The organism is Phenylobacterium kunshanense, from assembly GCF_003254525.1.
GTDB classification, from domain to species: Bacteria; Pseudomonadota; Alphaproteobacteria; order Caulobacterales; family Caulobacteraceae; genus Phenylobacterium; species Phenylobacterium kunshanense.
Genome location: NZ_QFYS01000008.1, coordinates 131,844 through 151,074, shown reverse-complemented (window position 1 = coordinate 151,074; position 19,231 = coordinate 131,844). Strand labels below are relative to the sequence as shown.

Below are 19,231 nucleotides of genomic sequence, written 5' to 3'. Positions count from 1 at the left end.
CCCTTTTTCTTTGGGCGCTCAGCCCCTCGGCGCGCCGCGGAAAAGCGCTTCCAGGCCTGTGATCACCTCGTCGACCAGATGGGTCGGGTCGGGCGCGTTTGACGCCAGCGACGCCGTCCCGTGCGTCGCCGCCCAGATGGCGGTGGTGATGTTCTCGATGGCCGCCGGGTCCGGCGCGCGAGGGCCGACGAAGCCTGAGATGAGCTGGCGGAGGGTGTCGAGGGCTGCCCCCTTCGCCTCCGTCACCACGGGGGCCTGCGCGATCTCGGCGTCGAACATCAGCTCGAACAGCGCCGGCTCGCGGTGGGCGAAGGCGACGTAGGCGATGGCCCAGGCGCGGACGCGGCGGCCGTCGGGCGCTTCCCGGCCAGCGCGGTCCAGCTCGCGCCGGAGCTCCTTGAAGCCGCCGGCCGCCAACTCCCCCAGCAGCGCGGTCTTGCTCTCGTAATGGTGGTACATCGAGCCGGCGGTGATGCCGGCCCGCGCGGCCAGTGCGCGCAGGTTGAGCGCTTTCAGCCCGCCCTCGTCCAGCATGGTCCGCGCCTCGCGCAGCAGCCGGCCGGGCAAGTCGCCCACGTGGTATCGGCGTCCCTCAGACATCAGGACGCCGACCTTAGAGCGTGACCGTCAAAAGCGCCTGCGGTTTTGACGTCCGGAGCGCCAGGAACTTCGGGTCCGCTCCTAGTTGCGGCGCGGGATGACCACCGGCAGCGTCTCGTAGCCCTTCACGAAGGTCGAGAACGAGCGGCGCGGCTGGCCGACCACCTCGACCGTGGGGAAGCGCTTCAGGATCTCTTCCCAGATGATGGTGAGCTGGAGTTCGGCCAGGCGGTTGCCGACGCAGCGGTGGATGCCGAAGCCGAAGGAGATGTGCTGGCGCGGGCGTTCGCGGTCGATGATGTAGGCGTTCGGGTTCTCGATCACCTCATCGTCCCGGTTGCCCGAGACGTACCACATGACCACCTTGTCGCCGGCCTTGATCTTCTTGCCCTGGAACTCGATGTCCTCGACTGCGGTCCGGCGCATGTGCGCCAGCGGCGTCTGCCAGCGGATGGTCTCGGAGACCATCGACGGGATCAGGTCGGGGTTCTCGCGCAGCTTCTGATACTGGTCGGGGTTCTGGTTCAGCGCCAGGATCGAGCCTGAGATGGTGTTGCGGGTGGTGTCGTTGCCGCCCACGGTGAGCAGCACGATGTTCCCGAAGTACTCGCGCGGCTCCATGTTCCGGGTGGCCGGATGGTGGGCGAGCATCGAGATCAGGTCATGGTGCGGAGCGGCGTTGACCTTCTCGTTCCACAGCCCGGTGAAATAGGCGTGGTACTCGGAGAAGATCTGCATCTTCTGTTCGAGGGTCTCGACCAGGGCGCCCGGCGCCGGCGCGCAGGTGACCACGTCGGACCAGTAGGTGATCTTGCGCCGGTCGGCCTGCGGGGCGTCGAACAGGGTGGCCAGGGTCATGGCCGTCAGTTCCTTCGACACCAGGTCGACCCAGTCGAACTCCTCGCCGATCGGCAGGTTGTCGAGGATGCCGGCGGCGCGTTCGCGGATCTGAGGCGCCATGGCCGCCAGGGCCGGGGGCGCCACGGCCGGACTCACCGCCTTGCGCTGGACGTCGTGCTTGGGCGGGTCCATGGCGATGAACATCGGCAGCGGGTCCATGTTGGCCTGGCCGCCGGCGATCGTGATGCCGCCCTTCATGAAGTCGGACGAGAACACCTGGTGGTTCGTGTCCACCGCCATGATGTCGTTGTACTTGGTGATCGACCAGTACGGCCCGAACTCATGCTCGGCCGTGTAGTGGACCGGGTCCTCCTTCCGGAGGCGCTCGAAGATCGGCCACATGGCGTCGGCCTGGAACAGCGCGGGCTGGGCCGGGTCCAGGGACTCCAGGGGTGCGTTCCACACCTCCGCCGCCGTCGCTTCCTTGAATTCCAACGATCCATCGTCCATGGCTGCCTCCCGCCAATGATCTTTGTCACGGCGCGCCTGGGCACGTCGCGGCAAGGGGATGGGGCCTATCCAAACACTGTTTCGCAACCCGTATTGCGCGAGGCATGTGTCGCATGTTGTTGTAGTGGGAAGTTGACGGGGGCGTCATTTTTGGGCATCGGACCGGCATGAGCGACGGCGCGGCGAAGATCGTGATCGTGGGGGCGGGCCACGCCGGGGGCACGGCGGCGGCGCTTCTGCGCCAGTATGGCCACACCGGCCCCATCGCCATGGTCGGCGACGAGCCGATCCCGCCCTACCAGCGCCCGCCGCTGTCCAAGGCCTGGCTGAAGGGCGAGGCGGACGCCGACTCCCTGGCGCTGAAGCCGCTGGAATTCTACGCCGAGAACGACATCGACTTCCGGCCGGGCGTTTCCGCGGTCAGCCTGAACCGCGGCGACAAGACGGTAGCCCTGTCCGACGGCGCCACGCTCTCCTACGACTTCCTGATCCTCGCCACCGGTGCGCGGGCCATCGCCCTGCCCATCGAGGGCAAGGATCTTGATGGCATCCTCTTCCTACGCACGGCGGCCCATGCCGAGGCGCTGAAGGCTGCGGTGGGCCCGGGCAAGAAGCTGGCCGTGGTCGGCGGCGGCTATATCGGGCTCGAAGTGGCCGCCTCGGGTCGCGCCCTGGGCGCCGACGTCGTGGTTCTGGAGCGCGAGGAGCGCATCCTGGCCCGTGTCGCCTGCAAGGCGCTGTCGGACTTCTTCACCGGATACCACCAGAAGAACGGCGTCGCTTTCGAACTGGGCTGCTCTGTGACGGCCTTCGAGGGCAAGGACGGCCACGTCGCTGGCGTGAAGCTGGCGGACGGCCGCACCATCGCCTGCGACGCCGTGGTGGTCGGGGTCGGCGCCGCCCCGAACGACGAGATCGCCAAGGACGCCGGCCTGGAATGCGCCCGGGGCGTGGTGGTGGACCTCGACGCCCGCAGCGTCACCGACCCCAGCATCTTCGCCATCGGCGACGTGGCCCACCGGCCCATGCCGATCTACGACCGCATGTTCCGGATGGAGAGCGTGCCCAACGCCCTGGAACAGGCCAAGCAGGCCGCCAGCGCCATCACCGGCCGGCCGCGCCCGCCGGGCGAGTGCCCCTGGCAATGGTCCGACCAGTATGACCTGAAGCTGCAGATCGCCGGCTACGCCTTCGACGTGGACGAGATCATCGTCCGGGGCGACCCGTCCGCGGCCAAGTTCGCCGTCTTCCACCTGAAGGGCGACCAGGTCCAGTCCGTCGAGGCGATCAATTCGCCACCCGAATTCATGATGGGGAAGACCCTCATCCTGAACCGCAAGCCCGTGAACAAGGCGAAGCTTGCCGATCCCACCGTTTCCATGAAAGACGTCGCCGCCTGAACGGCGATCAGTGAGGGGCGCCTATGGCCAAAGTCACCTACGTTGAACACGACGGCACCGAGCATGTGGTGGACGTCAAGTCGGGCCTCTCGGTCATGGAAGGCGCCGTGAAGAACAACATTCCGGGCATCGACGCCGATTGCGGCGGCGCCTGCGCCTGCGCCACCTGCCACGTCTATGTGGACGACGCCTGGCTGCCCAAGACCGGGACCAAGTCGGCCATGGAAGAGTCGATGCTCGACTTCGCCGAGGGCGTCACCGAGAACAGCCGCCTGTCCTGCCAGATCAAGGTGAGCGACGATCTGGACGGCCTGCGCGTCACCATGCCGGAAAGCCAGCACTAGGCGATCCCCGCGACGGCGGGCGCCGCTGCGCGCCCGCGACGACGGTCGCGCACAGCCAAGCTGCGCCCCGAAACCGCCATCCTCGAACCCGATCAAGCTTACGTGTGTTTGCGTAAGCGCTGGGTGGGACCAACGGGTTGGAGGTACTTGGGAATGATCCAGCTTGGATCGAAGACGATGCTCGCGGCCGCGGCCGTGATCGGTGTGGTGAGCCTGGGGGGGTGCGCCACCAAGGGATACGTCAAGGAAAAGACCGCCCTCGTGGGCGCCCGGGTCGACACCGTCGAAACGCGGGTGGTCGCCGTCGAGGGCACGGCCAAGGATGCGCTCGACCGCGCCACCGCGGCGGGCAAGCTGGCCGAGGGCAAGTTCGTGTTCTCGGAAGTCCTCTCGGACGACAGCATGAAATTCGGCATCGACAAGGCCGAACTGTCGCCTGAGGCCCAGGCCCGTCTCGACGCCTTCGTCGAGCGGCTGAGGTCCGAGAACCGGAACGTCTATGTCGAGGTGCAGGGTCACACCGACGCCACCGGGCCGAAGGACTACAACTACCGCCTGGGCGAGGAGCGGGCCGAGGCCGTCCGCCGCTACCTGAACCAGAAGGGGGTGGCGCTGAACCGCATCAGCGCGATCTCCTACGGGCCGGATTCACCGGCGGCGCCGAACGACAACCGCGAGGGCCGGCAACAGAACCGGCGCGTGGTGCTGATCGTCCTGAGCTGAGGACGGCCGGCCGCGTCGCCTCCAGGTCCTGACCGTGGCTTCGACGCGAGGCCTGTCTGAACGGAGCCGCCGCGCCGCGGCCGTGACGCTGAGCGTCGCGGCCCACGCGGCGGCCTTGTTCGTCGCCGTCCGGGCTGCGCCCGACCCGCCCGTCGCGATCGATCCGGCGCCGATGGTGGTGCAGCTGGTCACGCCACCACCGCCGGAGCCGCCACCGCCCGTCGAGGCGGACCCCACACCGGAGCCGGCCGCCGCCGCTCCGATCCCCAAGCCAGAGCCCAAGCCGCCGCCACGGCGGATCGTGGCGCGCCCCACGCCGGCGCCGCCGGCCAGCGTGCCACCCGTACCCGCCGCCCGGGAGGCTGGGGTCGGCGAGTACGACGGCGCTGGCGAAGTCAGCGACGCCGAGATCGCCGGGGCAGCGACCGCTGGGTCGGGCGGATCCGGCGGCGGGTGCGACATGCCGGCGCTCGTCCAGCGGGCGCTGCGCCGCGATCGCCAGGTGCGGACGGCGGTGGCCGAGGTCGACCGTGGGAAGGCGCTGCGGGTGTGGAATGGCGACTGGGTGCGCCACCGAGGTCAGGAGGGCGCCGGTCTCGCGGCCGTGCGCGAGGCGATCACCTGGGAGGTGGCCTGGGCGCCGGAAGCCTGCCGGCATCAGCGGATGAGTGGCCCTGTGGTCCTGAGCCTGGCCGACACGCCAGGCGCCGCGAGGATCGTGGTCGGCGGGGGGCAGTGGCGCTGGTCCGACCTTCTGTTCGCGCGGGGGGAGCGCGCCTCGCGGCGGTGACCGCTCAGCGTCGCCAGCGGCCCACGGCCAGGGGCGCCAGGGCGGCCACGACGCCGGCCGTGTTGGCGATCAGGTCCTTCCACTGGAAGGTCCCCGAGACGAGGCCCAGGATCTGCATCACCTCGAACCCCGCGCCCACCGCGAGGAAGCCGCCGCCGATCAGCCATGGGTTCACCCGCGGCAGCGAGATGATGGTGAGCAGAGTGAGCAGATAGCCATAGCCGATGTGCTCGACCACGTCGGGCGGCGGCGCGCTGGCGGCGGCGTTGTGATGCGGGTCGATCGCGCCGGCGAAGGCCACGGCGAAGACGCCTAGCAGGGCCAGGCGCGCCGCCCAGGTGATCAGGATGTTCGGCATCAGCGGGCGAATCCGAGCTCGGGCTGGCTCACCGCCTGGGCTTCTTCAGGCAGGTGACAGGTGAAGGCGGCGCCGGCGCCGGGCTCGCTCTCGAGCGCGACCCAGCCGCCATGCAGCTCGGTCAGGGCCTTCACCAGGGCGAGGCCGAGGCCCGGGCCGCCGCGCTCGCGCCCGATGAAGCGGTCGAAGATGTGGGCCTGGACGTGGAACGGGATGCCGCGACCGGTGTCGGAGACCTGGAGCTGGACCTCGCCGAGCGCCTTGCGCGCGGCCAGGGTGACCGTGCCGCCAGCCGGCGTCTGGCCGATGGCGTTCTCCATCAGGTGGTCGAGGATCTGGGCCAGGCGTCGCCGGTCGCCGCGGATCTCGCCGACGCCGTCCGGCGGCGTCAGCATGATGGAGACCTTGGCCGCCTCCGCCTGGGGCTTCCAGCGGCTGGCGGTCTCGAGCATCAGCTCGGCGACGTTCACGGGGCCCAGGTCCAGGGCCATCTCGTCGGCGTCGATCTGCGCCATGTCCAGCACGTCGTCGATGGAGCGCGCGAGCTGGGTGGCCGCGGTCTTCACAGAGGCCGCGTAGCCCCGGGCCCGCTCCGGCAGGGCGTCGCCGGAGTGCTCCAGAAGCTCGGAGTAACCGATGATGGTGGTGAGCGGGGTGCGCAGCTCGTAGCTGACGTTGCCCACGAAGTCGCGCTTCAGCCGCTCGGCCTCGGTGAGCGCCTGTTCCCGGTCGGCCAGGGCGCTCTCCAGCCGACGCGCATCGGTGACGTCGGTGAAGGCGATCAGGGTGGCGCCGTCCGGGAGGGGGCGCGTGCGGTATTCGATGACGCGGTCGTCGGAGGTCTGGGCCTCGCCGGTGATGGGCATCCGCGCCGCGGGATCGGGATCGGCGACCCGGCCCTTGAGCTCCTTCCAGAACGCCAGGTCGTGCAGCTTCGGCACGCAGAGCTCGACCATGCCCTCGAAGTCGCCGGCCGCCTCGATCTGCAGCGGGGTCAGGTTCCAGAAGCGTTCGAAGCTCTCGTTGTGAAGGCGCAGGCGGCCATCCGAGCCGAACACCGCCACGGCGTCCGACAGCTTGTCGAGGGTCGCCTGCTGCACCTGGATCAGAGCGTTGTACTGGGCCTTCAGCTTCAGCTCGCCGGTGATGTCCGCGAACAGCAGGAGCAGCCCGCCCAGGGGATGCGGCTGGCGGACCACGCGCAGGGTCCGGCCGTCGGGCAGGCTCCACAGGTCGTCCGGCTCGCTTTCCAGCCGCTCGTAGCGGCCGAGCTCGGCGGCCTTCCACTTGGCGTAGTCGGCCGTCTCGGGCAGGCGGCGGCGCTGGCGCAGGCGGTCGAGGATCTCGCCGTGGGTGGGCCGCTCGGTCAGCCACGCCGGCTCCAGGCCCCACAGCTCGGCGAAGGCGGTGTTGTTGTACTTCAGCCGCTTGGCGCCGTCGAAGATCACCACGGCGTCATCCAGGCGGTTCAGCGTTTCGTCGTGCGCCTCGACGTTGCGCTTGGTGTCCTCTCGCGCCTCTTCCAGCTCGGTGAGATCGTCGGTCCAGACGCCGACGCCGCCGCCCTCGAGCGGCTGGGCCGCGATCAGGAAGGCGCGCCGGCGGCCGCCGAAGGACAGCCACCGCAGGGCCTCCCGGCGCTGACCCATGTTGGCCGCCTCGCTCGCGATGGCGTCCGCGCCGCGGTCGAAGGCGACGCCGCGCTGCGCGGCCTCATCGAGGCTGCCCGCGTCCACCGCCTTGAGCCAGGCGGCGTTGACCCAGACGGGCGAGCCGTCGGCCGCCGCGATCCAGGCAGGATAGGCGCGGGTGTTCAGGAACGCCGCGAACCTGGGCGCCGTCGGCAGGCCCTGGTCCTCGCCGAGCACGGCCGAGACGCGCAGCCAGGCGAGGGCGCCCGCCGCGCGGCCTTCCACCGTGACCACCCCGGCCGGGCCCTTCACCTCGAAGGCGCAGGCCTCGCCCCGTTCGAACAGGCCGCGCAGCCGGCGGGCGTGATCGGGGTCGGCCCGCATCAGGGCGTTGAGGAGATACTGCGGGTCGGTCTCGGACAGCCCCAGCGCCTGGCAGCAGATACCGAGGCTCTCCTCGCCGGACGCCAGCAGCGCCTGACCGTCCTCGACGGCGAGCAGGGCGGAGTCGAACGCCTCGGCCGAGGCCTGGGCGGTCTCGGCGCCCGTCTCGAGCTGTCGGATGCGCGCCTGCAGGTCGGCCACGCGCCGGTCCGCGGCCTTGCGCTGCGCGAAGGCCCAGAGGACGGCCGAGATGGCGAGGCTCACCGCCCCGGCCGCCGCCGCCAGCATCAGTTCGTGCGCGTCCATCCCGCCCCGGCGAATCGATGGCGGCCAGCTTAGGCCCTGGAGGGCCCGGCCGCACGCCCGCCGTCTGCGGTCGAAAGACGCCCCGGGTCGCCATCGCGCGTTGTTTCCGCAGCGTCCTTTGGCGAGAATGACGATGATGACGGCCATTCTCTATCCCGTTGCGACCAACGCCGAGCTGGCGCTCAGCCGCCCCCTGGGGCGCGCCGCGCGCGAGAGCGAGGCGCGGCGTCGGGCCGGCGAGGCCGTTGTGTTCGCCACCGACACGCTTGGGCCCGCCTTCGCCACGCGCGAGGCGGCGCTGGACGCCTATCGGGGACGGGTCGAGGACGAGCGGACCGGCGCGGCGCCCGATCCCGAGGACCGTTACTGCCGTCTCGTCGAGCAGGTCGCCGACGGCGCTCCGCGGCCCAAGCTGGCCGAGCCCGCCTATGCCGACGGCCGCCGCTGGCCCGAGCCGCCGAAGCCGCCGCGCACCGTCTGGCGCCTGTCGGTCTCGTACTGGCGGCTGGGGACGGCCGAGCGCCCGATCGATCCGCCGCAGGCGCGCCAGGCGCGACGTACCGGCCAGGATCTGGACCCGGACGCGCTGCGGGCCATCGCCCGCACGCCCTTGCGCCCCACCAAGCCGCAGCAGCCGCTGGACATCGGCCTGTTCGAAATCCGCCCGCCGGAGGCGCCGCACATCGTGATGCCGGATGAGTGACGACCGCTGGGGCGCAGCGCCCTCCCTGGATGACCTGGCCGAGATGGCCGAACACGCCTTCGCGAGCCTGCCCGAGGGCTTCCGCAAGCTGGCGGGCGAGGTGGTGTTCCGCGTCGACGACTTCCCGCCCGACGAGGTGCTGGACGAACTGGGGATCGAGGATCCGTTCGGTCTTACGGGCCTCTACTCGGGCGTCAGCCTGGCCGACAGGTCTGTCCTGGCGGCGTCGGAACCGAGCCGCGTCTTCCTCTACCGGCGGCCGATCCTGGACGAATGGGCCGAGCGGGGAGACGTGACGCTTGAAGAGCTGGTGACCCACGTCCTCGTCCACGAGATCGGCCACCATTTCGGCCTTTCCGACCCGCAGATCGACGCGATCGAGGCGGCCGCCGAATAGCGCGAGGGAAATGCTGCGGCGCCGCAAAAGTGACGCCGGCGTCACTTTCCTTGACGAATGTCAAATTGGCCCCCATTGTCTCGCCAAAGACAGGCAGGAGCACGCCCATGGCCGCCGACGGCAACATCACCAAGGACATCATCTACGACGCCGTCGCGCCCGATGACTTCGAGGCGATGCTGGAGCTGGACCGCTACAATGCCCGGTCCACGGCGTTCGACAAGATCATCAGCGCCACCCACGACCACTTCTGGGATCCGCTGGACACCAAGTACATCGACTTCTCCGAGCCCTTCGACATGGAGAACGAGATGATCCTGCCGGAGGACATGGTCGTCTCCCTGCAGACCAAGTACGTCTCGGACGCGCTGAAGGACCCGAAGGACCGGATCCGCTTCGTGAACGGCTTCGCGCTGCGCAGCTTCTCCTCGATCCTGCATGGCGAGCAGGGCGCGCTGAACCTGTCGGCCAGCCTTTGCCATGTGCTGAAGGATCAGGGCGCGCAGGAATACGCCGCCAACCAGACCCGCGAAGAAGCCCGCCACGTCACGGCCTTCGCCAAGTACATCAAGGCCCGCTGGGGCCGGCCCGTGGAATGCGGGCCGACGCTGAAGGCGCTGCTGGTCGACATCATTGGCAGCCCGGAGGTCTACAAGAAGATCGTCGGCATGCAGATGCTGGTGGAGGGCCTGGCGATGGGCGCCTTCGCCACCTTCTTCAAGGTCTCCAACGACCCGCTGGCCCGCAAGCTGATGCAGCTGGTCATGACGGACGAGGCCTTCCACCACAAGTTCGGGAAGATCTGGGCCGACCGCACGATCCCGCACCTGACCGAGTCCGAGCACGAGATCATCGAGCTCTGGGCCGCCCAGTGCTTCCAGACGCTGCTGTTCAACCTGGTGGGGCCGACCCAGCAGCGCAGCCTCTATGAGGAATTCGGCCTCGATCCCGACCGCGTGATCGCCGAACTGGCCGAGATCGTCACCGACGAGACCCGCCGCGAGGGCATGAAGGAGCAGGCGAACATCTTCCGCGTGCTCGTGAAGACGCTGCTGAACGCCGGCATCATCACCGACCGCACCCGCGGCTTCTACGCCATGTACGTCGACATGGACGAGCTGAAGTCTGAAGGCGACCGCATGGTCGGCGACGACATCGCCGAGGAGGGGATCAAGTACCTCCAGGAGATCAACTTCAAGGGCGGGGCCAAACAGGTCCTGATCGCGGCGGAGTAGCACCCCCGCCAGCGACGAGACCGACGCCCGCCGGGGAGACCCGGCGGGCGTTCTTCGTTAGGACCCTGGCGGAGCTGCGCCGTAACACTTCTGACCACGGTGTTCATGCGATAGTCAGGCCCTCCTGCGTCCCTATACCGCGCGCATTCCCGCGTTCCGTTCTGCTCCCGGCTCGTCTATTGCACTGCAACATGATCCAGCGCTCCGTCCTCGCGGCGATCGCCGCCTGCCTGCTGTTCGCGCCCGCGACGGCGTCCGCGGCCGTCGAGCCGGTGGGTCGCATCGAGCTCTCCAGGATGATGGGCCGCTGGTATGAGGTCGCCCGCGTCCCCAACGTGCTCCAGAAGGGGTGCCAGGCCGGCGCGTCCGAGTGGACCCCCTCCGCCGCCGGTTTCGCCGTCGTGCAGTCGTGCCGCAAGGATACGCCCGACGGACCGCTGAAGGTCTGGAAGGCCAAGGCCACGGTGGCCGACCCGCGCACCAACGCCAAGTTCAAGATGACGTTCTTCGGCGGGGTGGTGAGCCAGGACTATGTGGTCGTGGAGCATCGCGCGGAGCAGGGCTGGCTGGTGCTGGCCACCGCCAACGGCAAGTATCTCTGGCTCATGTCGCAGAAGCCGACCTTGCCGGCGGCGGTGAAGACCCAGGCCCTGGCGCGCATCCGCCAGCTCGGGTTCGATGTCGGACGGCTCGAGTTCCCGCTGCCCCCGCGGAGCTGACCCGGGGCCTTGCGCTCGGAACGAAGGCGGAACAAGGTGGCGGACATGGACGTCACCATCGTCACCGTCTCGCGCCCGGAGACCACCGCCACCGTCACGCGCGGCGCAGCGCGTCTCCTGACCGCCCTCGGGTACGCACCGCTCGCCGAGGTGACCCTGCCCAACGGTCGGCGCGCCGACCTGATGGCCCTGGGTCCCAAGGGGGACATCTTCATCGTCGAGGTGAAATCGGGGATCGAGGACTTCCGGGTCGACCTGAAGTGGCCCGAGTATCGCCCCTACTGCGACGCCTTCGCCTTCGCCGTGGCGCCGGAGTTCCCGCGCGAGATCCTGCCGGACGAGCCGGGTCTGATCGTCGCCGACGGCTTCGGCGGCGCCATCCTGCGCGAGGCGCCGGTCGAGCCGCTGGCGGGCGCGCGCCGCAAGGCGCTGACCCTCGCATTCGCCCGGCTGGCGGCCCTGCGCGCGGCCGGGGGCGCGGCGACGGAACTATAGGGTCAGCGCGGGGCGCGCTTGGCCAGGATCCGCTGCAGGGTTCGCCGGTGCATGTTGAGACGCCGGGCGGTTTCCGAGACGTTGTGGTTGCACAGCTCGTAGACGCGCTGGATGTGCTCCCAGCGGACGCGATCGGCGCTCATGGGATTGTCCGGCGGCGCGGGCGCGTCGCCCCGGGCCAGCAGCGCGCGCACCACGTCGTCGGCGTCCGCCGGCTTCGACAGATAGTCCACGGCGCCCGCCTTCACCGCCTGAACGGCGGTGGCGATGTTGCCGTAGCCGGTGAGCATGATGATCTTGGCGTCGGGCCGCGCGTCGCGGACCGCCTCCACGACCTTCAGGCCCGACCCATCCTCCAGCCGCATGTCGAGCACCGCGTAAGCAGGCGCCTTCACCTTCACGGCGGCGATGGCTTCCTGGACGCTGCCGACCAGCGTAGGCTCGAAGCCCCGCTGCTCGAGGGCGCGGCCCAGGCGGGTGCGGAGCGGGGCGTCGTCATCGAGGACGAGGAGGCTCCGGTCGGGGAGAGCCGAGACTTCGGCGGAGAGATCGGTCATTGTCCGTCTACCCTCGGCAGAGGGTCCCCTCGCTACTGGCTGCGGCAGAATGTCGCATATCAACGCCTGACTGCAAGCACGGCTGCATAGCGGTCACACAACTTCCAGTTCAGACCGCTTCCAGCGCGCCGATACGACGGCGCCCCTGGGCTTGGCATTGTGAAATGTCACAACGGCCCCGGTCCGCTCCAGCAGCGTCTTGGCGATGAAGAAGCCGAGTCCCATGCCGATGTGGCCGGTCCGCGACCCTTCGGCGCCCGGTCGCGTCGTGACGTAGGGCTCGCCCAGCTTGGCCAGGACCTCCGGCGCGAAGCCCGGACCGTCATCCCGGACCTCCACCGTGATGGTGTCGGCGTCGAAGCGGGCCGACACGAGGATTTCCGAGCGGGCGAAGTCGACGGCGTTCTCCACGAAGGTCGTGAAGGCGTGGACGATCTCGGGGCGCCGATGGATGTCGGGGGTCTTCACGTCCTTGGCGCCCGTCACGATCGCCTCGACGCGCACCTCCTTGCTGGCGTTGGCGTGCGGCTCGATCACCTCCTGGACGAGCTGGCGCAGCGACAGGCGCTCGTGCACCTCGTCGGTCGCCTTCTCGGGCGTGGCCGAGAGGCGACGCAGGATCTCGCGGCACCGCTCGGCCTGGGCGATCAGCAGTTCGGCGTCCTCCTTGACGTTCGGCGTCTGGGCCTCGCGGGCCATCTCCTTGGCGACGATCGAGATGGTGGCCAGCGGCGTGCCCAGCTCATGCGCCGCGGCCGCCGCGAGCCCGCCCAGGGCTGACAGCCGCTGCTCGCGCGCCAGGACGGTCTGGGTGACGTCGAGGGCAAGGGCCATCCGCGCCGCCTCGACCACCGACTGGCGGATGAAGCTGGCGACGAGGGCGATCCCGGCGACATTCGCCACGCCGGCCGTCAGCCGGAATTCCACCGGCAGCAGGATGTCCGGGTACGGGAGCGAGACCACAGCAAGGGCCATAGACAGCGCCGAGGCCACGGCGCCGACGACCACCAGCGGCCGCAGCGGCAGGGTGGCCGCCGCGAGGGTGACGGGCGCGAGGAGCACCAGGATGAACGGATTGGCGGTGCCGCCGATGAGCGCCAGGAGCAGCGACATCTGCACCAGGTCGATGCAGAGCTGAACCACGGCCTCCCGGTCGCCCATCACCCGCTGCTGGGGCGAAATCCGGGCGGTGATGAGATTGACCGCGGCGCCCGCCGCGACGACGGCGGCGCAGAGTTCGTACGGCGCGACGTAACGGAGCCCGAACGCCATGGCGATCAGCAGCGCCACCTCACCGCCGATGACCATCCAGCGGACATTGACGAGCGTGCGGACCCGCAGGTGCCCTCGGCGGATCGCGGCCGTGTCCCAGACGTCTTGCGTCGCGCCGGGCGGGGCCGTATCGAGGCCGGCGGTCTGGGCGGAGACGTTCGTCACGCCCTGCCTCCGCAGGGCGCATGGCCGCCAGCAAGGGAAGCACCCATGTCCAGGCGCATCCTGGTCCTCATCGCGATCTTGGCGCTTGCGCTGGCCATCCTCACCGGTCTCGCGGTCCGCAAAGGCGTGCTTGGACCGCCTGCGCAAACCGTCACATTGGGGGGTCCGTTCCAATTGGTGGACACCCAGGGGCGTACGGTCGACCAGGATTTGCTTCGCGGCAAGTGGAGCGTGGTGTTCTTCGGCTTCACCCACTGCCCCGACATCTGTCCCACCACGCTGTTCGAGCTCGGGCAGGTTGAGCCGATGCTCGGTAAGGATGCGGACAAGGTCCAGATGGTGCTGATCTCGGTGGATCCCGAGCGGGACACGCCCCAGCAGATGGCCGCCTATGTGAACAATCCGGCCTTCCCGAAGCGCCTCGTCGGCCTCACGGGGACCCCGGCCCAGGTGGACGTCGCGGCCAAGGCCTACCGGGTCTTCTACCAGAAGCAGGTCCAGGGCGACGACTACACGGTCAACCACGCCGCCTACAGCTACCTGATGAACCCCAAGGGCAAATTCGCCTGCATCCTGCCCTACGAGCTGACCCCGGAGCAGACGGCGGCGAAGATCAAGGCCGCCATGGCCCAGGGCGCCAACGCCACGAGCTGCTGAGCCGCCCTGCGACATCGTGTGCAAGCGGGAGCTTGTGGAGCCTATTAAGGTCCCGCATGTTATGCTGCAGCGCACAAAGGCAGGTCCTCATGCTCTACAGCCTCTATGAAGCCGGTTACTACACGGCCTCCCCGCTCCGCTTCGCCGCCCTGGCGGCGCGCAGCTTCTGGAGTTCGCCGCTCAATCCGGCGGCGGAGACCGATCTCGGGCGTCGCCTCTACGCCACCTCGGACCTGTTCGCGAACCTGACCCGCCGGTACGGCAAGCCCGACTGGCGCATCGACAGCGTGCCGATCAACGGACAGCCCGTGCGGGTGCGCACGCAGGAGGTCTGGTCCAGCCCCTGGTGCAAGCTGACCCACTTCGCGCGCGACACGGCCGACCTGCGCCGCGCCGGCAAGACCGAGCTGGAGCCCGCGGTGCTGATCGCCGCCCCGTTGAGCGGCCACTACGCCACCCTGCTGCGCGGCACGGTGGAAGCCTTCCTGCAGGACCATGAGGTGTTCATCACCGAATGGACCAACGCCCGCGACGTGCCGATGGTGGACGGGCGCTTCGACTTCCACGACTACATCGACCACATCCGCGAGATGCTGCGGGTGCTGGGGCCGCGGCCGCACGTGGTCGCCGTGTGCCAGCCGGGACCGCCGGTGCTGGCCGCGGTGTCGCTGATGGCCGAGGACCGCGAGGAGAGCCGGCCGGCCTCCATGACCTACATGGGCTCGCCGATCGATGCGCGCCTGTCGCCGACGGTGACGAACAAGCTGGCCGAGGAGCGGCCGTTCGCCTGGTTCGAGTCGAACATGATCTACAACGTGCCGCCGCCCTATCTGGGCGCGGGCCGGCGCGTCTATCCGGGCTTTGTCCAGCTCGCCAGCTTCATGTCCATGAACCTGGAGAAGCACCAGGAGGCCCATCGCAAGTACCTGGCCCACCTCATGGAGGGCGACGGGGACTCGGCTGACAAACACCTCGAGTTCTACGACGAGTACCTCTCGGTGCTGGACCTGACCGAGGAGTTCTATCTGCAGACGGTGGATGTGGTCTTCCAGCGCTACCTGCTGCCGAAGGGCGAGCTGGTCCATCGCGGCCGCAAGGTGAAGCCGGAGCGGATCACCGACGTCGGCCTGCTGACGGTCGAGGGCGAGAACGACGACATCTCGGGGATCGGCCAGACCCAGGCCGCCCACCGCCTGTGTCTCGGCCTGCCGGTCGAGCTGAAGGAGGACTACATCCAGCCGCACGTCGGCCACTACGGCGTCTTCAACGGCAAGCGGTTCCGGGAGGAGATCTATCCTCGCGTGCGCGACTTCATCCGGCGGACGGAGCATGGCCTGCCGCGGCCCAAGCTGGCCACGCGGGGTGGCGAGGTCGTCGCGATGCCGCAGCGGGGCGCCAAGGGCTGATCGCGCTCGCGCCGCCCAGCGGGGCGGCGTAGATTCTCCGCATGAGTCTCTTCGGCCGCCCCTCGCTCGCCGACGGCGACCGGCTGGAGGTGGCCGGCGCGCCGGTGCGGCTGAAGGTCAATCGCCGGGCTCGGCGTGTCTCGCTGCGCCTCGATCGGACGCGGCGCGAGATCGTCGCCACCGCCCCGTCGCCCCGCCGTCTGCCCGAGGCGGCCGCCTTCGCCCGCGAGCGCGCGGACTGGATCGCCCAGCGGCTGGCCGAATTGCCCCAGGCCCATGCGCTCGCCGCGGGCATGCTCATCGAGGTCTTCGGCGAACCGGTCCGCCTGGACTCCGGCACGGGCCGGGCGCGCTGGGTTGAGCCCGCCGACGGATCCACGCCACGCATCGTCGCCATGGGCGAGGGTGAAGGGTTCACGCGGGCGGTCGTCCTGGTGCTGAAACGGCGGGCGCTCGAGGTGCTCACCGTCCGAACCGCGCACTATGCCGCCCGCCTCGGCGCGCCGATGCCGAAGGTCAGCCTGGCGGACGCCAAGTCCCGCTGGGGGTCATGCCGGCCGGGCCCGCGCGGGACCGCCGGGTCGATCCGCTATTCCTGGCGCCTGGCCCTCGCACCGTTCGAGGTGGCCGACTACGTGGCCGCCCACGAGTGCGCCCACCTGCTTGAGCTGAACCATGGCCCGCGCTTCTGGGCCCACGTCCGCGCCCTGGTCGGCGACGAGCGTCGCCACCGCGACTGGCTTCGGGCCGAGGGCGCGCGGCTGCACGCCTTCGGCCGTCAGTAGACGGGCTCTTCCGGCCGGCGATCGCGGGCCCGCGGCGCCTGGTCGAACTCGGACGGCGGCGGCTCGTCGTCCTCGCCTCGGAAGAAGTCGGTGACGCCGTCCAGGATCTGGTCGATCGGTCCCTGGGCCTCGGGAATCTCCACGTCGCCGCCGGGAATCGGCGCGACCTTCAACCGGGGCAGGGCGGCCGTCATATAGTCGCGCCAGATGCCGGCGGGCGCATTGCCGCCGGTGACGCGCTTCATGGACTTGTTGTCGTCCTTCCCCACCCAGACGGCGGTCACGAAGCCGCCGGTGTAGCCGACGAACCAGGCGTCGCGATAATCGCTGGTGGTGCCGGTCTTGCCGGCGAGGTCGTAGCCGGGGACGTTGGCGCGCGTTCCGGTGCCGTTGGTCACCACGCCACGCATCATGGTGACCATGTAGCCGAGCGCCGGCTGTCCGATCACCGGAGCCCGCGGCGGCGGGTCGAGGCTGCGGTCGTAGAGCACCCGGCCGGTGGCGGTGCGGATGCGTTCGATTCCATAGCCTCGCGCCAGGTAGCCGCCGTTGGCGAAGGGAGCATAGGCCTGGGCCATTTCCAGCGGGCTCACCTCCACCGCGCCCAGGGCCATCGACGGATCGAGCTGGATCGGCGAGCTGATGCCTAGGCGGCGGGCGGTGGCGGCCACGTTGGAGGTGCCGACCTCGTTGGCCAGGCGGGCGGCCACGGTGTTCACCGACTGGGCCAGGGCCGTGGAGAGCGTGATCGGTCCGAGGAACTGGCCCGTGTAGTTGCGCGGCTCCCACTCGCCGATCTTGAGGGGCTCGTCGACGACGGGCGTGGCCGGGGTGCGTCCTGCCTCAACGGCGGCGAGATAGACGAACGGCTTGAACGCCGAGCCCGCCTGGCGCTTGGCCATGGTCGCCCGGTCGAACTGCGTCTCCAGATAGTCGGTCCCGCCGACGTAGGCGCGAATCCGGCCCTCGCCGTCGATGGACACGAGCGCGCCCTGCTCCACGCCCTGGCCCTTTGCGGCGGCGACGCCGGCTTTCACCGCCTGTTCGGCGCTGGCCTGCAGCGGCAGGTCGAGGGTGGTTTCCACCACCAGGTCCTCGGTCGGCTCGCCCACGAGGGCCCGCACCTGGTCGTCCGCCCAGTCGACGAAATACTGGGCGCGCTGGTTCGCAAGGACGGGGTTCACCCGCACCTTGGTGCGGATCGCCTGCGCGCGCTCGGCGGAAGTGATGAACCCGGCCTCCAGCATCTCATCCAGCACCACTGTGGCCCGTCGGGCCGCGCGATCGGTGGAGGCGACGGGCGAATACCGCGAGGGGCCCTTCATGAGCCCCGCGAGCAGCGCGCTCTCCCCAAGGGTGAGCTGGGTCGCCGGCTTGCCGAAATAGCGCTGCGAGGCGGCCTCGATGCCGTAGGCCCCCGCGCCGAAATAGACCCGGTTCAGATAGAGCTCCAGGATCTGCTTCTTGGAGAACCGGGCCTCCAGCCAGACGGCGAGGATCAGCTCCTGCGCCTTGCGGCGGTAGTTCTGGCTGGGCGTCAGGAAGAGGTTGCGGGCGAGCTGCTGGGTGATGGTCGAACCGCCGCGGAGCGGGCCGCCCTGGTCACGATGCTGCAGATTATAGATGCCGCTGCGGATGATGCCCCAGGGGTTGAAGCCGAAGTGCCAGTAGTACCAGCGGTCCTCGATGGCGATGAACGCCCGCGGCACATGCGGCGGCAGCTTGTCCAGGTCGATGGGCGGCGCGTACTGGCTGCCGCGGACGGCGAGCAGGGCCCCCGACCGGTCGAGATAGGAGACCGACGGCTGGCGCTTCACGTCATAGAGCTTCGAGGTGTCGGGCAGGTCGACCGCGAACACCGCAAAGAAGGCGACGAGGAAGATCAGGCCCCAGACGCCCAGCACCAGCGTCCAGTAGATCAGGTTCTGGAGCAGGGAGCGCTTGGGTCGCGGCGAGCCCTTTTGGCCCGGCGGCTGCGCATTGGCCATGTCAGCGTCGTCCTAACCGATCGATGAGCCGCCCCGCCCGGCCCTGCCTTAGCCCATGCGAACGGAACGCCAAACATGATTGACGAGAGATGAACGCGTTCGGCGCGACCGCTGCGTGCATCTGCATTTCTGCATAGTGGAATTGCGCTTTTCGATATTGCGGGTCGATCTTAACACCGTTATCTTAGCAATGCTCAGTTCGACGTGCGCCAAGGGAGGGGATACCCGGGGCGGCCAAACGCGGCGAACCGGGCCGGTACTCAAATCCTTGTGCGCCGACAACTCCCCGAAACGCTGGAGGGCTCAATGAAGCTCCAAATCCTTGCGGCCTGCGCCGCCCTCGCCACCCTGACCGCCGGCCAGGCCCTCGCCGCCGACGCGATCACCGCCAAGCTGGCGGCGCCCGTCGCCGAGAAGACCAAGTTCATCGCCGGCGGCGCCATGTTCAACTGCGAAGGCGACACCTGCGTGGCCGCGGCTCCGACCTCGCAGACCTTCGCCACCTCGACCTGCAAGACCATCGCCGACAAGGTGGGCCCGGTGGCCTCCTTCGAAGGCCGCAAGTCGCTGGCCGAGGACAAGCTCGCCGACTGCAACGCCAAGGCCCTCGCGAAGGCGGGCGGCACTCAACTGGCCAAGCAGTAAGGCTCACACGTCTCCCAGCAGCTCTCTTGTCGAGCTTCTGTCGCCTGGGCCGCGGGGCAACCCGCGGCCACTTTTTTGGTCGGGCCTCGTCGGTCGCTGCCCTCGGCGCAACCCCGCTCGACCGTCGCAATCGCAAACCGACTGGAAAATCGACCATTTGCCGCTGGGGAACCCCGGGCAGGCTCGGTTGCGACGCACAACATCGCATGCTAGTAGGCGCGCGGCTTTGGGCCGGGGTCTTTCGAAAGCTCCAGGACCGATGTGCTTTCTTCAAGCGCTTTCAAGCCTTTAGCCGCAGCGGACCGGTCCGTTTGCGGCGCG

At 69.4% G+C, this 19,231-nt stretch carries 20 protein-coding genes; 13 read left to right on the top strand and 7 right to left on the bottom strand.

Translation table 11 applies throughout. The features are described 5' to 3' along the window. Nucleotides 1-18 precede the first annotated feature (18 nt). Both DJ019_RS16895 and DJ019_RS16890 read right to left on the bottom strand, forming a co-directional pair. Complete coding sequence (locus tag DJ019_RS16895) at nucleotides 19-600, bottom strand: TetR/AcrR family transcriptional regulator (protein WP_111277239.1); 582 nt, start codon at nucleotides 598-600, stop codon at nucleotides 19-21. Nucleotides 601-681: 81 nt separating this feature from the next. Further along, a complete protein-coding gene (locus DJ019_RS16890) occupies nucleotides 682-1,950 on the bottom strand; it encodes a cytochrome P450 (RefSeq protein WP_111277238.1) in 1,269 nt (422 codons plus the stop codon). A gap of 167 nt (nucleotides 1,951-2,117) precedes the next feature. Between DJ019_RS16890 and DJ019_RS16885 the strand changes: the two genes are divergently transcribed. From DJ019_RS16885 to DJ019_RS16870, 4 genes are all read left to right on the top strand, one after another. Then, nucleotides 2,118-3,350 carry an NAD(P)/FAD-dependent oxidoreductase gene (locus DJ019_RS16885; protein WP_111277237.1) on the top strand — a complete coding sequence of 411 codons (1,233 nt, stop codon included), beginning with the start codon at nucleotides 2,118-2,120 and terminating at the stop codon, nucleotides 3,348-3,350. A gap of 23 nt (nucleotides 3,351-3,373) precedes the next feature. Then, entirely contained in the window at nucleotides 3,374-3,694 is a 321-nt protein-coding gene (locus DJ019_RS16880) for a 2Fe-2S iron-sulfur cluster-binding protein (protein WP_111277236.1), read from the top strand. 153 nt (nucleotides 3,695-3,847) lie between these two features. Then, complete coding sequence (locus tag DJ019_RS16875) at nucleotides 3,848-4,417, top strand: OmpA family protein (RefSeq protein WP_111277235.1); 570 nt, start codon at nucleotides 3,848-3,850, stop codon at nucleotides 4,415-4,417. A gap of 34 nt (nucleotides 4,418-4,451) precedes the next feature. Next, nucleotides 4,452-5,207, top strand: coding sequence for a hypothetical protein (locus DJ019_RS16870; RefSeq protein ID WP_240606522.1), 756 nt, complete (start codon nucleotides 4,452-4,454; stop codon nucleotides 5,205-5,207). 4 nt (nucleotides 5,208-5,211) lie between these two features. Here the strand turns inward: DJ019_RS16870 and DJ019_RS16865 are convergent, their stop codons facing one another. Both DJ019_RS16865 and DJ019_RS16860 read right to left on the bottom strand, forming a co-directional pair. Then, the gene (locus DJ019_RS16865) at nucleotides 5,212-5,565 is read right to left on the bottom strand and encodes a hypothetical protein (protein ID WP_111277234.1); all 354 of its coding nucleotides are present in this window, start codon (nucleotides 5,563-5,565) and stop codon (nucleotides 5,212-5,214) included. Then, nucleotides 5,565-7,886: a PAS domain-containing sensor histidine kinase gene (locus DJ019_RS16860; RefSeq protein WP_111277233.1), complete on the bottom strand. Its 2,322-nt coding sequence runs from the start codon at nucleotides 7,884-7,886 to the stop codon at nucleotides 5,565-5,567. The genes DJ019_RS16865 and DJ019_RS16860 overlap by 1 nt, the downstream gene beginning before the upstream one ends. A 133-nt stretch (nucleotides 7,887-8,019) precedes the next feature. On the opposite strand from DJ019_RS16860, the gene DJ019_RS16855 reads away from it, so the two are divergent. The 5 genes from DJ019_RS16855 (at nucleotide 8,020) to mmcB (ending at nucleotide 11,435) form a co-directional block, all read left to right on the top strand. Beyond that, on the top strand, nucleotides 8,020-8,589 hold the full coding sequence (locus tag DJ019_RS16855; protein WP_133255324.1) for a hypothetical protein: 570 nt from the start codon (nucleotides 8,020-8,022) through the stop codon (nucleotides 8,587-8,589). Beyond that, nucleotides 8,582-8,986 carry a metallopeptidase family protein gene (locus DJ019_RS16850; protein WP_111277231.1) on the top strand — a complete coding sequence of 135 codons (405 nt, stop codon included), beginning with the start codon at nucleotides 8,582-8,584 and terminating at the stop codon, nucleotides 8,984-8,986. The genes DJ019_RS16855 and DJ019_RS16850 overlap by 8 nt, the downstream gene beginning before the upstream one ends. A 107-nt stretch (nucleotides 8,987-9,093) precedes the next feature. Beyond that, the gene (locus DJ019_RS16845) at nucleotides 9,094-10,221 is read left to right on the top strand and encodes a ferritin-like domain-containing protein (RefSeq protein WP_111277230.1); all 1,128 of its coding nucleotides are present in this window, start codon (nucleotides 9,094-9,096) and stop codon (nucleotides 10,219-10,221) included. Nucleotides 10,222-10,412: 191 nt separating this feature from the next. Further along, the gene (locus DJ019_RS16840) at nucleotides 10,413-10,940 is read left to right on the top strand and encodes a lipocalin family protein (RefSeq protein ID WP_111277229.1); all 528 of its coding nucleotides are present in this window, start codon (nucleotides 10,413-10,415) and stop codon (nucleotides 10,938-10,940) included. A 45-nt stretch (nucleotides 10,941-10,985) separates the two neighbouring features. Next, entirely contained in the window at nucleotides 10,986-11,435 is a 450-nt protein-coding gene (mmcB, locus tag DJ019_RS16835) for a DNA repair putative endonuclease MmcB (RefSeq protein WP_111277228.1), read from the top strand. A gap of 2 nt (nucleotides 11,436-11,437) precedes the next feature. Here mmcB and DJ019_RS16830 read toward each other — a convergent pair whose 3' ends face one another. Next, nucleotides 11,438-11,992: an ActR/PrrA/RegA family redox response regulator transcription factor gene (locus DJ019_RS16830; RefSeq protein ID WP_111277227.1), complete on the bottom strand. Its 555-nt coding sequence runs from the start codon at nucleotides 11,990-11,992 to the stop codon at nucleotides 11,438-11,440. A 93-nt stretch (nucleotides 11,993-12,085) separates the two neighbouring features. After that, nucleotides 12,086-13,429 (bottom strand): ActS/PrrB/RegB family redox-sensitive histidine kinase, encoded by a 1,344-nt coding sequence (locus tag DJ019_RS16825; RefSeq protein ID WP_240606521.1) that lies wholly within the window; start codon nucleotides 13,427-13,429, stop codon nucleotides 12,086-12,088. Nucleotides 13,430-13,474: 45 nt separating this feature from the next. Between DJ019_RS16825 and DJ019_RS16820 the strand changes: the two genes are divergently transcribed. The 3 genes from DJ019_RS16820 (at nucleotide 13,475) to DJ019_RS16810 (ending at nucleotide 16,277) form a co-directional block, all read left to right on the top strand. Then, the gene (locus DJ019_RS16820) at nucleotides 13,475-14,086 is read left to right on the top strand and encodes an SCO family protein (protein ID WP_111277226.1); all 612 of its coding nucleotides are present in this window, start codon (nucleotides 13,475-13,477) and stop codon (nucleotides 14,084-14,086) included. A gap of 89 nt (nucleotides 14,087-14,175) precedes the next feature. Further along, nucleotides 14,176-15,492 (top strand): polyhydroxyalkanoate depolymerase, encoded by a 1,317-nt coding sequence (locus tag DJ019_RS16815; protein ID WP_111277225.1) that lies wholly within the window; start codon nucleotides 14,176-14,178, stop codon nucleotides 15,490-15,492. 41 nt (nucleotides 15,493-15,533) lie between these two features. Continuing rightward, nucleotides 15,534-16,277 (top strand): M48 family metallopeptidase, encoded by a 744-nt coding sequence (locus DJ019_RS16810; protein ID WP_111277224.1) that lies wholly within the window; start codon nucleotides 15,534-15,536, stop codon nucleotides 16,275-16,277. On the opposite strand, the gene DJ019_RS16805 is transcribed toward DJ019_RS16810, so the two are convergent. Beyond that, complete coding sequence (locus tag DJ019_RS16805; protein WP_111277223.1) at nucleotides 16,271-18,265, bottom strand: transglycosylase domain-containing protein; 1,995 nt, start codon at nucleotides 18,263-18,265, stop codon at nucleotides 16,271-16,273. The two genes, DJ019_RS16810 and DJ019_RS16805, sit on opposite strands and share 7 nt — an antisense overlap. A gap of 306 nt (nucleotides 18,266-18,571) precedes the next feature. Here DJ019_RS16805 and DJ019_RS16800 point away from each other — a divergent pair, with 306 nt between their 5' ends. Next, nucleotides 18,572-18,910 (top strand): DUF8200 family protein, encoded by a 339-nt coding sequence (locus DJ019_RS16800; RefSeq protein WP_111277222.1) that lies wholly within the window; start codon nucleotides 18,572-18,574, stop codon nucleotides 18,908-18,910. Nucleotides 18,911-19,231 lie beyond the last annotated feature (321 nt).

Coding starts and splice junctions, on each gene's coding strand:
- DJ019_RS16830 (WP_111277227.1), bottom strand. CDS start 11,992: ATGACCGATCTCTCCGCCGAAGTCTCGGCTCTCCCCGACCGGAGCCTC.
- DJ019_RS16820 (WP_111277226.1), top strand. CDS start 13,475: ATGTCCAGGCGCATCCTGGTCCTCATCGCGATCTTGGCGCTTGCGCTG.
- DJ019_RS16845 (WP_111277230.1), top strand. CDS start 9,094: ATGGCCGCCGACGGCAACATCACCAAGGACATCATCTACGACGCCGTC.
- DJ019_RS16855 (WP_133255324.1), top strand. CDS start 8,020: ATGATGACGGCCATTCTCTATCCCGTTGCGACCAACGCCGAGCTGGCG.
- DJ019_RS16890 (WP_111277238.1), bottom strand. CDS start 1,950: ATGGACGATGGATCGTTGGAATTCAAGGAAGCGACGGCGGCGGAGGTG.
- DJ019_RS16885 (WP_111277237.1), top strand. CDS start 2,118: ATGAGCGACGGCGCGGCGAAGATCGTGATCGTGGGGGCGGGCCACGCC.
- DJ019_RS16865 (WP_111277234.1), bottom strand. CDS start 5,565: ATGCCGAACATCCTGATCACCTGGGCGGCGCGCCTGGCCCTGCTAGGC.
- mmcB (WP_111277228.1), top strand. CDS start 10,986: ATGGACGTCACCATCGTCACCGTCTCGCGCCCGGAGACCACCGCCACC.
- DJ019_RS16895 (WP_111277239.1), bottom strand. CDS start 600: ATGTCTGAGGGACGCCGATACCACGTGGGCGACTTGCCCGGCCGGCTG.
- DJ019_RS16840 (WP_111277229.1), top strand. CDS start 10,413: ATGATCCAGCGCTCCGTCCTCGCGGCGATCGCCGCCTGCCTGCTGTTC.
- DJ019_RS16810 (WP_111277224.1), top strand. CDS start 15,534: ATGAGTCTCTTCGGCCGCCCCTCGCTCGCCGACGGCGACCGGCTGGAG.
- DJ019_RS16805 (WP_111277223.1), bottom strand. CDS start 18,265: ATGGCCAATGCGCAGCCGCCGGGCCAAAAGGGCTCGCCGCGACCCAAG.
- DJ019_RS16850 (WP_111277231.1), top strand. CDS start 8,582: ATGAGTGACGACCGCTGGGGCGCAGCGCCCTCCCTGGATGACCTGGCC.
- DJ019_RS16800 (WP_111277222.1), top strand. CDS start 18,572: ATGAAGCTCCAAATCCTTGCGGCCTGCGCCGCCCTCGCCACCCTGACC.
- DJ019_RS16875 (WP_111277235.1), top strand. CDS start 3,848: ATGATCCAGCTTGGATCGAAGACGATGCTCGCGGCCGCGGCCGTGATC.
- DJ019_RS16860 (WP_111277233.1), bottom strand. CDS start 7,886: ATGGACGCGCACGAACTGATGCTGGCGGCGGCGGCCGGGGCGGTGAGC.
- DJ019_RS16880 (WP_111277236.1), top strand. CDS start 3,374: ATGGCCAAAGTCACCTACGTTGAACACGACGGCACCGAGCATGTGGTG.
- DJ019_RS16815 (WP_111277225.1), top strand. CDS start 14,176: ATGCTCTACAGCCTCTATGAAGCCGGTTACTACACGGCCTCCCCGCTC.